This window comes from Allobosea sp. 2KB_26 (genome assembly GCF_052115715.1).
GTDB lineage: Bacteria > Pseudomonadota > Alphaproteobacteria > Rhizobiales > Beijerinckiaceae > Allobosea.
Window position 1 is genome coordinate 473,532 of record NZ_JBFRHE010000003.1, and the last position, 15,116, is coordinate 488,647.

Genomic DNA, 15,116 nt, shown 5'->3' on the forward strand with positions numbered 1-15,116 from the left:
GTCGAAGCAACGGTCAGGCGGGGCGCGTGGCGCGGCCGCCCTTGAGTCGGCGCAAGCCTGAGCCGAGCAGCGGCATGACCAGCAGCAGGACACCGATCGACATCAGGGTCGAGACCAACGGGTTCGACCAGAAGATCGAGAGCGCCCCTTGCGAGAAGATCATCGATTGCCGGAAGGCATCCTCGGCCTTGTCGCCAATGACCATGGCGAGCACCAGCGGCGCGATCGGATAATCGAGCTTCTTGAAGAGGTAGCCGACGATCCCGAAGATCAGCGCCAGCCAGATGTCGAATTCCTTGCTGGCGACGGTGAAGGCACCGATGAAGCAGATGATCACAATCAGCGGCCCGACGATCGAGAACGGGATGCGCAGGATCGAGGCGAAGAGCGGCACGGTCGCCAGCACGACGATGACCGCGACGACATTGCCGAGATACATCGAGGCAATCAGGCCCCAGACGAAATCCGGCCGTTCGACGAAGAGCATCGGGCCGGGATTGAGCCCCCAGATCATCAAGCCACCCATCATCACGGCGGCGGTCGCCGAACCGGGAATGCCGAGCGCCAGCATCGGCAGCATCGCGGCCGAACCGGCTGCGTGGTCGGCGGTCTCGGGCGCGATCACGCCTTCCGGCTCGCCCTTGCCGAACTTCTCGGGATTGCGCGACGAACGCTTGGCCATGGCATAGCTCATGAAGGAGGCCGCGGTCGGGCCTCCGGGCGTGATGCCCATCCAGATGCCGATGACGCTGGAGCGCAGCAGTGCCAGCCAGTAGCGCGGCAGCTTGGCCGCGGTCTTCAGAACATCGCTGATCCTGACCTTGGCGTGGACCCCGTCGAATTTCAGGCCCTCCTCCATGGTCAGCAGCAACTCGCCGATGCCGAACAGGCCGATGACCGCGATGAGGAAGCTGACGCCTGCGAGCAGCACGTCGAGATCATAGGTCAGCCGGACGCTGCCTGAGACCGAGTCCATGCCCACCGAGGCGAGCGCAAAGCCGACGCCCATCGAGACGATCGCCTTCAGGGGCGTGGCACCGCCCAGGCCGATGAAGCTCGCGAAGGTCATGAAATAGACCGCGAAATACTCGGGCGAGGAGAATTTCAACGCGAATTTGGCGACCCAGCCGGAGAGCAGCGTGATCAGGATGACGCCCGCCATCGCGCCGAAGCCGGCGGAGAGGAACGCGAAGGACAAGGCTTCGGTCGCCCTGCCCTGTTTCGCCATCGGGTGTCCGTCGAATGTGGTCGCGACTGAGGATGGTTCGCCCGGGATGTTGAACAGGATCGAGGTGGTCGAGCCGCCGAAGAGCGCACCCCAATAGAGCGAGGTCAGCAGGATGATCGCGGAGACCGGGTCCATCGAGAAGGTCAGCGGCAGCATCAGCGAGACGCCGTTGGGCGCGCCGAGGCCGGGCAGGACACCGACCAGGATGCCGAGCAGGACGCCCGCCATCATCAGCAGGATGTGGTGAGTGGTGAGCGCGACCGAGAAGCCGTGCATCAGGGAGGCGACATTATCCATGAGGCGGCACCGATCCGGAAAGGGAGATGGTCACAGGCCGAGGAAAGACTCGACCGGCCCCTTGAGCAGGCCGATCTGGAAGAACTTTTCGAGCGCGAGATAGAACAGCACGGCCGTCACGAAGGCGGTGCCGAGCGAGGCGAACCAGCTGTAGCGACCCTGAAAGCGCATGGTGAAGACGAGGTAGAGGATCGTCGCGACATACATGCCGAGCGTCACGCTCAGCACGGCGAAGGCCAGCATCGGCAGGAAGAAGGCGGCAACGCGCTTGCCCTGCTCGCGATCGAGAAAGACGTCCTGAAGATTGCCGGTTCCGGCAAAGCGCTTGCCGAGCGTGAGCACCAAGGTGCCAAGGCTCGCGGCCGCGACAAGCAGACCGGTATAAAAGGGGAAGGCGCCCGGCTGCGGCCCGGACGAATCCCAGCCGACGCCGAAGTCGAGCGCACCATAGACGATGCCGAGCCCGAAGATCATCGTCACCACGGCCATGGCGGATTCAGCCCAGAAGCGGGTGATCATGGCAGCCTCCTCCAGCGAACGGCTTCAGGCCGTCTCTTCGCGTTCATCACGCCTGCCCCGGTCCTGTTGAAGGCGCCGGGGCAAGGCCAATCAGGAAACGACCTGCCGCCGGCCGGCCCGTAGGCCAGCCGGCGGCAGGGAACCGTCTTACTTGACGACCCAGCCTTCGGCTTCGAAGGTCTTCTTGTTCGCGGCCTCGTCCTTGGCGACGAAGTCGGCGAATTCCTTGCCCTTCATGAAGCGGCCCGTCTGCGAAGTGCGGGTGATGAATTCCTGCCACTCCGGGGTCTTGCTGACCTTCTCCATGATGTCGGCGTAGTAAGCGACCGCATCGGCGGGGACTTCGGCCGGCAGCCAGACGGTGCGCGGCATCTGGAAGGTCTCGAGCGGGAGGCCAGCTTCCTTGCAGGTCGGGATATCGCCCCAGCCCTTGCCCTCGAAGACCGCCTCACCCTTGGCGAGACGCACCGGGCTGAAGACGCAAAGCGGCTTCACCTGGCCGGCCTTCCACTGGCCGATATTCTCGTTCGGGTTGTTGACGTTGGAGTCGATGTGACCACCGGCGAGCTGCACGGCGGCCGCGCTGCCGCCCTGGAACGGCACGTAGATCCACTTCACGCCAGCGGCTTCCTGGATCATCGAGGTCAGCGTCTGGTCAGTGTCCTTCGACTGGCTGCCGCCCATCTTCAGCGAACCGGGCTTGGCCTTGACCGCGTCGATATAGCTCTTGGCATCGGCATAGGGAGCCTGACCGTTGACCCAGAGGATGAACTCGTCCAGCGCCAGCGCCGAAACCGGCGTCAGATCCGAGAGCTTGTAGCCGAGCTTGGCGACGTAGGGCAGCAGATAGGCGTTATTGGTGCCGAAGATGACGCGGTGGGCGTCGCCCTTGCCGGCGCGGCCATGGATATAGCCTTCGGCGCCGCTGCCGCCGCCCTTGTTGACCACCACGATCGGCTGGTCGAAGAGCTTGTGCTTGGTGATGATCGACTGGATGACGCGGGCAAAATTGTCGGTGCCGCCGCCGGCGCCCGAGGTGACCACGAATTCCACCGGCTTGGTGGGCTGCCAGGCCTGCGCAGCGGTTGCACCGGCCAGGCTGAACGCGACTGCCATACCAGCCGCAATGCTCGTCTTCTTCATTCGTCTCTCCCTTCGTGATTAGATGCCGGACGGCTCATGAAACGGCTGCCCGGCCGCGCTAAACTCAGGCCGCCTTGCGTGCGGCCCTTCCTTCATTCGCCATCTTGATGGCGAGGCTGAGCGCCGCACGGGTCGCGCCGAGATTGGCGATGCCCTTGCCGGCGATCTCATAGGCGGTGCCGTGCGCCGGCGTGCAGATCGGGAACGGGAAGCCGCCAATCAGCGTGACGCCACGGTCGAAGCCGATCAGCTTCATCGCGATCTGGCCCTGGTCGTGATACATCGTCAGCACGGCATCGAAATCGCCGTTCCTGGCGCGCAGGAAGACGGTGTCGGAGGGGAACGGCCCCTCGACGGTGAAGCCCCGGGCCTTGGCCTGCTTCACCGCGGGCTCGATCGTCTCGATCTCGTCGCGGCCGAAATTGCCGCCATCGCCAGCATGCGGGTTGATACCGGCAACAGCAATGCGCGGCGGGTTGAAACCGGCAGCACGCAGGTTGCCGTCGGCCAGCGTCAGCGCCTTGAGGATGCGCTCCTGGCTGATCGCAGCCGCAACCTCGGACAGCGGGATATGCGAGGTGACACGGGCGTTCCACAGCCCGTCGAGAATGTTGAACTCGCTGGCATCACCCTCATAGCCGATGGCGTCGCGCACGAAGCGGATCTCGTCGTCATAGCCGGGATAAGCGAAGCGCATCGCAGCCTTGTTGAAGGGCGTGAAGAACACGGCATCGGCCTTGCCTTCCGCAGCGAAGCGGAGCGCGCGTCGGAAATTGTCGGTCGCCGCCTGGCCGCCGGCCAGCGTCGCCTTGCCACGCTCGAGCGCGGCCGGATCATGATTGGCGAGGTCGATGAAGACCGGCTTCGCCGACTGCGCCGGGATCTCATCGCCCTCGCGAATGACCAGCACATCCGGGTCGACCTTGGCGTCCGCAGCTCCGAGATCGAGCAGGCGCTTGTCGCCGAAGACGACGTAGCGGGCAGACGAGCGCAGATCGGGCTCGATCAGGATGCGCGCCAGCAATTCGGGGCTGATGCCGGACGGATCTCCCATCGCGACCGCGATCGTCGGCAGTGCTCCGTTTGCGCGCATATTCATCGCTCTCATTCTCCCACATGGCCGGATGTGATCAGGGCCAGACTTGGCCATCGACCTAGCATAGCGCTCCAAACGCTACAAGTATGCTGTATGCAGCATATCCATCGTGCTATAGGCTGAGCGCAAAGTGGCGGCCGGTTCAGAGTCGCGACGCGGCGCCCCGGAGGATCTGCCCATGAATTTTCATTCGCTCTACAGCGGCATCAAAACCCCGATCGAGAGCTGTCTGGTCGGCAGCGGCGGCTTCGGTCAGAGCTTCCTGGGCCAGGCAAGGCGGATCAGGCTGGTCAATGCGCGCATCGCGGTGGACATGACGCCCGAGGGCGCGGCCCGTGCCATGGCGGCCGCCGGCATCCCCGCCTCCGAAATCGCCGCCTGCGAAACGCCGGCGGAGGCCAAGGCGGCCTGGGCGGCCGGGCGCCATATTGCTGCCGGACGGCTTGAGACCGTCATCGACCTGCCCTTCCACCTGCTGATCGAGGCAACCGGCAGCCCGGAAGCCGCCACCCGCCACAGCCTGGCGGCGATCGAGGCCGGGCGCCATGTCGCGCTCGTGTCCAAGGAAGCAGACAGCGTCGTCGGCCCCGGCCTCGCCCGCATGGCGCAGGACAAGGGCGTCGTCGTCACGCCGGTGGACGGCGACCAGCCGAGCCTGCTGATCGCTCTCGTCACCTGGGCCGAGGTGCTCGGGCTGGAGGTCATCGCCGCCGGCAAGTCGAGCGAATATGATTTCGTTCTCGATGCGGCGACCGGTGCGGTGACCTGCAACGGGGTGACGCATTCGCTCCCTGAACTGCGCGAGCACTGGCTGCCCGGTTCGCGTTCGATCGTCGGCAATGCCGCCGAGCGTGCCCGCATCCTGGGCAGCGCCTTTCCGCTCCGGGCCGTGCCCGATCTCTGCGAAATGACGCTTGTCGCCAATGCGACCGGGCTTGGCCCCGATACGCCCGGCTTCCATGCCCCACCGGCCCGCATCCCCGAAATCGCCGACCTGTTCGCCGAGCGCCGCCAGGGTGGCCTGAGCGCCGGCACGCGCCGTGTTGATGTCTTCCATCATCTCCGCCTGGCGGAGGAAGCGAGCTTCGCCGGCGGCGTCTTCATCGTCGTGCGCTGCGAGGACGATGCCACCTGGGACATGCTTGCCGGCAAGGGCCATGTGGCCAGCCGCAGCGCCAAGACCGCGATGCTGTACCTGCCGCGCCATCTCCTCGGCGTCGAGGCCGCGACCAGTATCCTCGACGCGGCGGGGCTCGGCCGGTCCGGCTATGGCGAGGATTATCGTCCGCGCTGGGACCTGGTTGCTGTTGCGGAGCGGGACCTGCCGGCCGGCACGGTGCTGACCATGGGCGGCCATCACCACAGCATCGAGAGCGTCGGCGCCGAAATGCGCCCAGCCGCCGCACTCGCCGATGACCGCCCTGCCCCGTTCTACCTGGTTGCCAACCGCAAGCTGGTTCGCGCCGTAGCGGCCGGAGCCGCGATCAAACTCGGCGATGTCGAGATCGATCAGGGCTCGGTCCTGCTCCAGACCCGGCGCAGGCAGGACGAGATCTTCGCCGAAAGCCCGGTGGAGCGCGCAGCTGCGGCGCGTTGACAGGCTGACGACCCCATGCCGTAACGATGAAAACGAGGGACGGCGATGACAAACGAAGCCGACATCACCCGGGCCACGCCGGAAATCTATCCACGGATCACCCGGCGCACCTTGCATGACGAGGTCCTGGAGCGCCTGCGCGACATGATCATCGAAGGCCGGCTGGCCCCCGGCCAGCGGATCAATGAAGGGCAGGTCGGCGCCCAGCTCGGCGTCTCGCGCACACCCCTGCGCGAGGCGATCAAGACGCTGGCGAGCGAGGGCCTGGTCGAGATCCTGCCCGCCAAGGGCGCGATCGTGCGCCGCTTCACCGACACGGATCTCGCCCAGATCCTGCAGGTGTTGAAGACGCTCGAGCAGCTGGGAGGCCGGATGGCCTGCCAGCTCGCCAGCGACGAGACGATCGAGGCGATCCACGCACTGCACAGGCAGATGCTGGAGCTCTATGAGACCAAGAACCGGCTCGAATATTTCAAGCTCAACCAGGCGATCCACAGCGCCATCGTGGCCGCTTCCGGAAATGCCGTGCTGATGGAGATGCACGAGACCCTGCAGGCGCGGATCAAGCGGCTGCGCTTCATCGGCAATGAGGGCCCGGTGAAATGGGCCGGGGCCGTGGCGGAGCATGAGGAGATGATCGTCGCGCTGAAGAAGCGCGACGCGGACGCACTGGCGGACGTCATTGGCCGGCACATGGACTCGACACGGCTGCGTGTCAGCGACGTCCTCTAACCCCGATATTCGGAACCTCGGCGGGGATTGCAGGTTATCCCTCATTGGGGGGCCGCATACCTGCGAGGAATTGATGAGAGCAGTCCTGCTTGCCCTGGTGGCACTGGTGTTTTGCGTTTCCCATGCTCCGGCACAGGAGCCGCTGCAGGCCGATGAATTCGTCAAAAAGGCCGCGATCTCGAATATGATGGCCGTCGAGCTCGGCACGTTGGCCTTGCAGAAGAGTTCCTCTCCCGAGATCAAGGCCTTTGCGCATCAGGCCGTGAACGACCGCACGACCGCAGGCACCGGCCTGCGCCAGATCGTGGCGAAGCGCTCGGGCATCGCCCTGCCCGAGCGACCCGACCAGGCACATCAGGACATCCTGCGCGAACTCGGCGAGAAGCAAGGGGCCGAGTTCGACCGCGCCTATGTCGCCGCGCAGAAGCAAGCCCAGGACGAGGCGATGGCGCTCTTCTCCAGCTATGCCCAGGCTGGCTCGGATGCCGAACTGAAGGGTTTTGCCGGCAAGACCTTGCCGATCCTGCAAACGCAGGGTGAGCTCACGCAAAAGCTGCCGGGCGCGAACTGAGGGGCTATCCCCGGCACGCCGTCGTCTCGAACATCTTCGTCCGCCCCCCAAGAGCGATTGCCACCCCTGCGCGCGTTTTCGCAGAAGAGCCGGCCGCTAGCGCCGGAGCCCGGTGTCGAGCTCGCGGAGGAAATCTCCCATGCGGCCTCGACCGGCGGGCACGTTCGGCATGCGCCGCAAGACGTCGCGAACAGCCGGAGGCGCGTGTTTCAGAGCCCAGCGAAGCTGCTCATTGCCGACGGTCTTGTCATCTCCCGCTGCGCTTTCCAGGGCCCGGGCCTGATGAGCCGCCGCGCCGAGGATGTGCCTGACCTGGTGCGCGGTGGCCTTGGGGTGCAGATATGCGGCCGCGGCCGCGAGACTTGCGGCCCGGGCGGCATCGGCCGCGGCAGGATCCTGCGTATCGCGAGCGGCGGCATGCGCCGCCCAGGCCTGCGAGCGCAACAGAGCGGTCCGCCTGCCTCCAAGCCCGAACGCCTCCGCTCCCTCGATCGCTTCCCGCGGACGGTGATCGGCGGGGTGACTGGATTCGAAGAGCGACAGCACCTGCCTGGCGCAGCTTGCAGCATAGAGCGCGATCTCGCGCAGCTCGTCCTCGCCGAGTTTCATCGCAGTCGCGTCGTCATCCATCCGTCGCCCCTTGCTGTCGCCCCCTTGGCGATGCGCGCGAACGTTGACGCCGCACCCGCCATATTTCGCCAGAGCCAGATCCTGACCCCAGGGTCAGGCCCCATCGATCGGACGGATGTCACGATCACTTGAAGCCCTTGCCGTCTCGCGCGGCGATCGGTTGACCCGTATCAGCGCAGTGCCTAGGGGATTTCCATGAAGCGCACGATGATCATCGCCAAACTTTGGTGGCTGGCCTGCTGACAGGGCGGCCAGGCGTTTCGTTCGATCTGGGGCCGCCGCAAGGGCGGCCCTTCGTTTTGATGATCCCCCCATGCGGTATCCCCCTCATTCCCAGAGGATACCGATGACCAAGCCAACCATCCTGACAGGCGACCGAACCACCGGCCCTTTGCATATCGGGCACTACGCCGGATCGCTGCACAACCGTCTGCGGTTTCAAGACAGCCACGAGCAGTTCCTGCTTCTCGCCGATTCCCAGGCACTCACCGACAACGCCCATGACCCGGACAAGGTGCGGCGTAGCGTCATCGAAGTGACGCTGGACTACCTGGCGGTCGGGATCGACCCCGCGAAGACCACGATCTGCCTGCAGTCGCACCTTCCCGCCCTGGCCGAGCTTTCGATGCTCTATTTGAATTTCGTGACCGTCGCCCGGCTGGAGCGGAACCCAACGATCAAGGACGAGATCCGTGCGCGCGGCTTTGGGCGCGACATTCCCGCAGGCTTCCTGTGCTACCCGGCGGCGCAGGCCGCGGACATCACTGCCTTCAAGGCAACCATCGTGCCGGTGGGTGAGGATCAGGCTCCGCTGATCGAGCAGACCAACGAGATCGTTCGCCGCATCAACGCGACTGCCGGAAGGCCCATCCTGCCGGAAGCACAGGCCGTCATTCCGCAATCCGGCCGTCTGCCGGGCGTGGACGGCAAGGCGAAGATGTCGAAATCCGGCGGCAACGCCATTGCGCTCTCAGCCTCGCCCGATGCCATTTCGGCAGCAGTAAGGGCGATGTTCACCGACCCGAACCATCTGCGGGTAGAGGATCCCGGCAAGGTGCAGGGCAATGTCGTCTTTACCTATCTCGACGCGTTCGACGAAGATCGCGCGGGGCTGGAAAGCCTGAAGGCGCAGTATCGGCGCGGAGGGCTGGGGGATGGCCGGATCAAGCGGCGCCTTGAAGGCATTCTGCAAGCGCTGATCGCCCCGATCCGGGAGCGGCGGGCGCAATTGGCCGAAGATCCGGCTTATGTGGTCGACGTGATCCGCCGCGGCACGGAAAAGGCGCGGAACCGGACCGAAGCAACGAAACGCGAGGTTGTCCAAGGTCTCGGACTGTTCATGTTGTAGCCCGAAGTTGGAGTGGGCCGCCGCTATCGGGCGGCCCAGCCGGCCTCGCCCCACGCCCGCTCGATCCAAGCGTCGATCAGCCTAGAGCAGACTGGCATACATGACGAAGACGCCGCCCGGTCCGAATGGCCGTTCGTAGAGCGCGCGCGCCGGCTCGTTCTCCAGTTCGGTTCCGACCCAAACCTCCTCGCAACCGAGCTCGCGCCCCCAGGCGAACATGTCGGCGAGCATCCGCCGCGCCAGCCCCTGGCGCTGCAGCGCGGGGGCAACGGCGACCTCATCGATATAGAGTTCCGTCTTCTTGTCGGGATGGCGATGGATCACGGCAGCGACCTGCGCCACCACCACGCCCTGGCGAAGCCCGACAAGCATGAGATGTCCCGGCGAGGTGAGATAGGCGCTGAGCCTTGCCGGATCGACCGGCTCATCGAAGACATCCTCGTCGACGCGACCGAACAGGGCCATATCCGCCGCGGTTACCCGCCTGATCTCGACGTCCACGATCTGCTCCCCGTCCGGCCCGCTTGACAGTCACCCGGCCCTCGCCTCCGCTTGTCGCAAAACAGAATGGGGAAGGATACGCCGGTCATGCTGACCTTGCGCCAGATCGAGGTGATCCGCGCCATCATGATCACCGGCACGATTGCCGGAGCGGCCAAGCTGCTCAGCGTCTCGGCGCCGGGCATCAGCCGCCTGATGAAGCATACCGAACGCACGCTGCGGCTGAAACTGTTCGAGCGCCGGCACGGACGCTACATTCCGACTCCTGAGGCCAATGATATCTTCGAGCAGATCAACGGGGTCTACAAGAAGGTCGACGATCTGCATTACACGCTCGCCCGCATCGAGCGCGGCGGCGAGATCGAACTCAAGCTCGGCTCCGTGCCGAGCATCTGCCATGTCATGGTGCCGCGTGCGATCGAGCGGCTGCGGCGCAAGCATCCGGACCTGCGCATCGACATCAACATCCTGAAGATCGAGGAAGCGCTCGACTATCTCCTGCTCGGCAAGGGCGAGATCGCCGCGATGAGCTACAAGCTCGACCATCCCGGCATCGATTTCATCCCGCTTGCGATGGGCGAACTGCTCTGCATCGTCCCCGACAGCCACGAGCTTGTCGGCCGCACTTCGCTGTCGGCGCGCGAAATCGTGCGGCACGAACTGATCGGCATCGATCCCAACGATCCCTATGGCCGGGTCATGAGCGAGATCTTCAGCCGGCAGGGCCTGGCTTATGACATGCGGATCAAGGCCCGCTTCGGCACCACCGTCTGCTCGCTCGTGCGGGCCGGGCTCGGCATCGCCATCATCGACCAGTTCACCGTCGCGCATGGCTCGATGCAGGGCATCACGGCGATCCCGATCGAGGAGCCGACCCGCTTCCAGACCTATGTTGCGATCAAGAACGACAAGGCGCCCTCGCTCTATGCCGAAACCTTCGTCACCCTGCTGCGCGAAGAGATGAACGCGGTGGTTTCGCCACGCCTTCGCGCCCCGGCAAAGGCGGTGGAAAAGATAACATCAGGTTAGGGAATGCGATTGAATTGGTTATCGCGTTACTAGCCTAAATCGGTTTATGTGACGTATGGCAACGCCTGCGACCATGATGGGCGAGCCAAGAGGGATCGGACATGCCGGCAATCGCCGTCGCCAACGGGACCAAGCGTGTGCTGCTCGGGCTGCTCGGCTCGCCGATCGCGCATTCCGCGTCACTGGCGATGCACGAGGCGGCCGCAGGGGCCGCCAGGTCCGAAGCGCAGTGCCGGCTGATCGAGATCACCGGCGCAGAGCCTTCGGACAATGCAATGACCGAGGCCTTCGACAGGATCATGGCGGCGCGCACGACGATCGATCGCGCTGCCTGAGCGACGCCCCGGCGAGACCGGGCGGAGACAAGAAACCGGACAACTGGAGGAGACATCATGAAATCCAAATGGATCATCGCCGCAGCGCTCGGCGCCGGGCTCGCAGCTCCCGCGCTGGCGCAGGACAAGGTCAAGCTCGTCGACGTCGTCGAGCTCTCGGGTGCGGGCGCGACCGCCGGCACCAACTGGAAGAATGGCATCGACCTCGCCGTCGCCGATATCAATGCCAAGGGCGGCATCCTCGGCCGGCAGATCGAGATCGTCCATTACGACACGCAGACCAATCCGGGCAACACCCGCGCCGCGGTGCAGCGCGCCATCGACGAGGGCACCTATGCCGTGCTCGGCCCGGTCTTCTCCGGCCCGATCGGCGCCTCGATGCAGATCTCCCAGCGCGCAGAGATCGCCCAGTTCGTCGGCGGCGAGGCGGCAGGTCTGACCAAACAGGGCAACCAGTACCTGTTCCGCACCTCGCTCAGCCAGGCCGCGGCGATGCCGAAGATCGCGAACTATCTGAAGAACACGGTCAAGGCGGGCTCGGTCGCGGTCGTCTGGGTCAATAACGACTTCGGCAAGGGCGGGCGCGACGCCATCATTCCCGAGCTCGAGAAAGCCGGCATCAAGGTGGCGGCCGATGTCGCGACCGAACAGGGCCAGGCCGATTTCGCCGCCGACGCCATCAAGATCAAGAACTCGAATGCCGACGCGATCTTCGTCTATCTCAACGAGGAAGAGAGCGCCCGCTTCCTGCGTGCCGCCAAGCAGCAGGGCATCAACAAGCCGATGGTCGGCGAGACGACGCTGCTCGGCGCCAAGGTGATCGAGCTCGCGGGCGACGCCGCCAACGGCGTCAAGGGCCATGTCGGCCTCTCGATCGACGCGCCGATCCCGGCCTTCCAGGAGTTCGGCAAGAAGTACCAGGCCAAGTACAACTACGCCTCCGACCATAACGGCCTGAAGGGCTACATGGCCGTCTACATGATCAAGTGGGCGACCGAGAAACAGAAGAAATTCGACAGTAAGGGCGTCGCCGATACGCTGCGCGGCGCGACGATCAAGCCTTCGGACGAGCCGGGAATCCTGATGGAGACCACGATCGAAAGCAATGGCGACCTCGACCGCGAGAGCTTCCTCGCTGAGGTGATCAACGGCAAGCAGGTGATCAACGCGACCCTGCCCAAGATCAAGCCGTAAGACCAAGCCGCAAGGCAAAGGCGTAAGACGAAGACACCTCGCCACGTCATCCTCGGGCAGCCGAACGGAAGCCCGGGGTCCAGAAGCGGACGCCACGCGCTCGGGCCCTGGTTTGCGGCTCCGCGCGGCCAGTGGCCACCCGGGCCGCGATGACGACGGCAGGTCGGAACACAGGCAGCGCCAACAGCACGAGGACGCGCCATGGCTGAATTCATCGCCTATCTCATTGCCGGCATCGCCACGGGTGCGATCTATGCGCTGGCCGCGATCGGCTTCACGCTCGTCTGGCAGACCTCGCAGACGATCAATTTCGCCCAGGGCGAGTTCGTCATGCTGCCGGCGGTGCTGGTCCTGCTCGCCATCAAGCTGTTCGGCGCGCCGATCTGGCTGGGCGCTCTGATCGGCATCGCCGCCTTCATCCTGATCTTCGGCGTCGGCTTCAAGGTCGCGGTGGTCGATCCGATGATCCGGCACGGCGTCCTGCCGCTTGCCATCGCCACGATGGCGCTCTCGATCATCATGAAGGAAGGCGCCAAGGACGGCTTCTCGGCCGAGGCCCAGAACTTCCCCTCCTTCGTGCCGACCCAGACCATTTCGGTCTTCGGCGCCTCGATCTCGCTGCAGCACATCGCCATCATCGTCGTCGCCTTCGCGGTGATCGGCCTGCTGCAATGGTTCGTCGGCGGCACCCGGCTGGGCCGGCAGATGCAGGCCACGGCCCAGAACCCCACCGTCGCCCGCATTCTCGGCATCCCGGTCGAGCGCATGGTGCTGCTGACCTTCGTGATCAACGCCGCGCTTGCCGTCGTCGCCTCGGTGCTGATCTCGCCGATCTATCTGGCGAAATTCTCGAATGGCGAGGTCATCGGCCTGTTCGCTTTCATCGCCGCCATCGTCGGCGGCTTCAACCAGGTGCGCGGCGCGCTGGTCGGCGGGCTCGTGGTCGGCATCGTCGACAGCATGGCGGCGGCCTATATCTCATCCTCCTATCGCTTGGCCGTGCCGCTCGTCCTGCTCGTCGTCATCATCCTGCTCAAGCCGGAAGGCCTGATGGGCCGCAAAGAGGAGCGCCGCGTATGACCGCGCCTGCGACCCAGGGAAGCCTGCCGCAGCAGCGCGGCCGCCTCGCAAGAGTGCCGTCCCTTGCCGCCTTCGCCGACGGCACTCTGATCACGCTGATGCTCGGCGCCGTCATCCTCTGGTTCGCCCCGGCCGGCATGGGCCGCTACGGCACCTATGTGCTCTCGCTCTGGCTGGTGATGAGCATCGCTGTGATGGGCCTGAACCTGACGCTCGGCTATGCCGGCCTGAAGTCATTGGCGCAGGCCGCCTTCATGGGGCTCGGCGCGTACACGACGGCGCTGCTGACCACCAAGGTCGGACTGAACTGGTACGCCTCCTTCGCACTCTCCGGCCTGCTGACCTTCGCCGTCGGGCTGGTGCTCGGTTTCCCGGCGCTGCGGGTCAAGGCGCATTACCTTGCCTTCGTCACGCTCGCCTTCTCGACACTGATCTGGCTGATCCTGCGCAACGAGCAATGGCTGACCGGCGGCGTCTTCGGCCTCTCGAACATCCCGCGCCCCAGCTTTTTCGGGCTCAAGCTCGACGGCGCGCTCGCCTTCCACCGTTTCGTCGTCATCGTCACCCTGATCCTGGCGGTCGCCCTGTGGTGGATGATCCGTTCTCCCTGGGGCCGGGCCTTCACGGCGCTGCGCGAGAACCCGATCCGGGCCGCCAGCCTCGGCATCGACACGCGCATGTACACGTTGCTCGCCTTCGCCATCGGCTCGGCCTATGCCGGCTTTGCAGGCGCGCTCTACGCTCCGCTGGTCGAGTTCATCGACCCCTCGCCCTTCTCGCTGTCGCAGAGTTTCTTCCTGCTGCTGATGGTGGTGGCGGGCGGCGCCGGCTACCTGCTCGGCCCGTTCATCGGCGCGCTGCTCGGCGTGGTGCTGCCGGAATGGCTGCGCGTCGTCGGATCGCTCTACCTGATCATCTTCGCGACCATCGTCATGCTGCTGCTGATCGCCTGCCCGCAGGGCGTGAGCGGCCTGCTCGAGCGCGGCTGGGCGAAGCTCACCGGCAAGGGCAAGATCGGCAAGACCGTGGCCGGCAAGAGCGTGGCCGCCAACACGGGAGGCCGCTCATGAGCCCGGTCCTCGAAGTCTCGAACATCCACAAGGCCTTCGGCGGCATCAAGGCGGTGAACGGCGTCTCCTTCTCCGTCAAGGAGGGCGAGATCCTCGGCATCATCGGGCCGAATGGCTGCGGCAAGTCGACCCTGTTCAACTGCATCCTGGGCCAGCTCGACCCGACCGAGGGCACGGTGAAGCTCGACGGCAAGGAGGTCACGGGCATGCGCCCCTCCGACCTCAACCGCCTCGGCGTCAGCCGCACCTTCCAGCTGCTCCAGGTCTTCCCCGAGCTCTCGGTGCGCGAGAACCTGATCCTCGCCGGGCAGGAACATGAGGGCACGATGCTCTCGCGCTTCTTCGGGCGGCGCGATGCCGGGCTGACCGAGAAGGCCGACCGGATGATCGGTTTCTTCAAGCTCGGCCATCTCGTCGACGCCAAGGCGGGCGGGCTCTCCTATGGCCAGCAGAAGCTGCTCGATGCCGCGATGGCCTTCATGGCCGGGCCCCGCCTCGTGCTGCTCGACGAGCCGGCAGGTGGCGTCAACCTGACCATGCTTGGCGACCTGAAGGAGCGCCTGCGCGCCATCAATGCCGAGCAGGGCGCGACCTTCGTGGTGATCGAACACAACATGGATTTCGTCATGTCGCTCTGCACCCGCGTGCTCGTGCTGGCGGAAGGCAAGGTCCTGGCCGAGGGAACGCCTGCCGAAGTCAGGGCCAACCGCCAAGTCATCGAAGCCTATCTCGGCCATTGAGGAGCG

The 15,116-nt window shown here is 65.3% G+C and carries 16 protein-coding genes; 10 read left to right on the top strand and 6 right to left on the bottom strand.

The features are described 5' to 3' along the window. Positions 1-13: 13 nt before the first annotated feature. The 4 genes from AB4099_RS13000 to AB4099_RS13015 all read right to left on the bottom strand — a co-directional run bounded on the left by AB4099_RS13000 (position 14) and on the right by AB4099_RS13015 (position 4,280). Complete coding sequence (locus AB4099_RS13000; RefSeq protein ID WP_441478380.1) at positions 14-1,525, bottom strand: tripartite tricarboxylate transporter permease; 1,512 nt, start codon at positions 1,523-1,525, stop codon at positions 14-16. 30 nt (positions 1,526-1,555) lie between these two features. Then, entirely contained in the window at positions 1,556-2,044 is a 489-nt protein-coding gene (locus AB4099_RS13005) for a tripartite tricarboxylate transporter TctB family protein (protein ID WP_441478381.1), read from the bottom strand. A gap of 147 nt (positions 2,045-2,191) precedes the next feature. Continuing rightward, positions 2,192-3,187 carry a Bug family tripartite tricarboxylate transporter substrate binding protein gene (locus tag AB4099_RS13010; protein WP_441478382.1) on the bottom strand — a complete coding sequence of 332 codons (996 nt, stop codon included), beginning with the start codon at positions 3,185-3,187 and terminating at the stop codon, positions 2,192-2,194. A 64-nt stretch (positions 3,188-3,251) separates the two neighbouring features. Continuing rightward, on the bottom strand, positions 3,252-4,280 hold the full coding sequence (locus AB4099_RS13015) for a 4-hydroxythreonine-4-phosphate dehydrogenase PdxA (protein ID WP_113510830.1): 1,029 nt from the start codon (positions 4,278-4,280) through the stop codon (positions 3,252-3,254). A gap of 181 nt (positions 4,281-4,461) precedes the next feature. On the opposite strand from AB4099_RS13015, the gene AB4099_RS13020 reads away from it, so the two are divergent. The 3 genes from AB4099_RS13020 to AB4099_RS13030 all read left to right on the top strand — a co-directional run bounded on the left by AB4099_RS13020 (position 4,462) and on the right by AB4099_RS13030 (position 7,183). Then, positions 4,462-5,880 carry an SAF domain-containing protein gene (locus AB4099_RS13020; RefSeq protein ID WP_441478383.1) on the top strand — a complete coding sequence of 473 codons (1,419 nt, stop codon included), beginning with the start codon at positions 4,462-4,464 and terminating at the stop codon, positions 5,878-5,880. A gap of 45 nt (positions 5,881-5,925) precedes the next feature. Continuing rightward, positions 5,926-6,612, top strand: coding sequence for a GntR family transcriptional regulator (locus AB4099_RS13025; RefSeq protein ID WP_441478384.1), 687 nt, complete (start codon positions 5,926-5,928; stop codon positions 6,610-6,612). A gap of 73 nt (positions 6,613-6,685) precedes the next feature. Continuing rightward, positions 6,686-7,183: a DUF4142 domain-containing protein gene (locus AB4099_RS13030; RefSeq protein ID WP_441478385.1), complete on the top strand. Its 498-nt coding sequence runs from the start codon at positions 6,686-6,688 to the stop codon at positions 7,181-7,183. A 96-nt stretch (positions 7,184-7,279) separates the two neighbouring features. Here the strand turns inward: AB4099_RS13030 and AB4099_RS13035 are convergent, their stop codons facing one another. After that, entirely contained in the window at positions 7,280-7,813 is a 534-nt protein-coding gene (locus AB4099_RS13035; protein WP_441478386.1) for a putative immunity protein, read from the bottom strand. A 346-nt stretch (positions 7,814-8,159) separates the two neighbouring features. On the opposite strand from AB4099_RS13035, the gene trpS reads away from it, so the two are divergent. Beyond that, a complete protein-coding gene (gene trpS / locus AB4099_RS13040) occupies positions 8,160-9,161 on the top strand; it encodes a tryptophan--tRNA ligase (protein WP_441478387.1) in 1,002 nt (333 codons plus the stop codon). Between the two features lie 81 nt (positions 9,162-9,242). Here the strand turns inward: trpS and AB4099_RS13045 are convergent, their stop codons facing one another. Further along, a complete protein-coding gene (locus AB4099_RS13045; protein ID WP_113510814.1) occupies positions 9,243-9,662 on the bottom strand; it encodes a GNAT family N-acetyltransferase in 420 nt (139 codons plus the stop codon). 87 nt (positions 9,663-9,749) lie between these two features. Between AB4099_RS13045 and AB4099_RS13050 the strand changes: the two genes are divergently transcribed. The 6 genes from AB4099_RS13050 to AB4099_RS13075 all read left to right on the top strand — a co-directional run bounded on the left by AB4099_RS13050 (position 9,750) and on the right by AB4099_RS13075 (position 15,110). After that, positions 9,750-10,691: a LysR family transcriptional regulator gene (locus AB4099_RS13050; RefSeq protein WP_441478388.1), complete on the top strand. Its 942-nt coding sequence runs from the start codon at positions 9,750-9,752 to the stop codon at positions 10,689-10,691. Positions 10,692-10,792: 101 nt separating this feature from the next. Next, positions 10,793-11,026: a hypothetical protein gene (locus AB4099_RS13055; protein WP_441478389.1), complete on the top strand. Its 234-nt coding sequence runs from the start codon at positions 10,793-10,795 to the stop codon at positions 11,024-11,026. A gap of 57 nt (positions 11,027-11,083) precedes the next feature. Beyond that, positions 11,084-12,220, top strand: a complete 1,137-nt coding sequence (locus AB4099_RS13060) for an ABC transporter substrate-binding protein (RefSeq protein WP_441478390.1) — start codon at positions 11,084-11,086, stop codon at positions 12,218-12,220. Positions 12,221-12,421: 201 nt separating this feature from the next. Next, positions 12,422-13,300, top strand: a complete 879-nt coding sequence (locus AB4099_RS13065; RefSeq protein WP_113510811.1) for a branched-chain amino acid ABC transporter permease — start codon at positions 12,422-12,424, stop codon at positions 13,298-13,300. Continuing rightward, on the top strand, positions 13,297-14,370 hold the full coding sequence (locus tag AB4099_RS13070) for a branched-chain amino acid ABC transporter permease (RefSeq protein ID WP_441478391.1): 1,074 nt from the start codon (positions 13,297-13,299) through the stop codon (positions 14,368-14,370). The genes AB4099_RS13065 and AB4099_RS13070 overlap by 4 nt, the downstream gene beginning before the upstream one ends. After that, positions 14,367-15,110, top strand: coding sequence for an ABC transporter ATP-binding protein (locus AB4099_RS13075; RefSeq protein WP_113510810.1), 744 nt, complete (start codon positions 14,367-14,369; stop codon positions 15,108-15,110). The genes AB4099_RS13070 and AB4099_RS13075 overlap by 4 nt, the downstream gene beginning before the upstream one ends. Positions 15,111-15,116 lie beyond the last annotated feature (6 nt).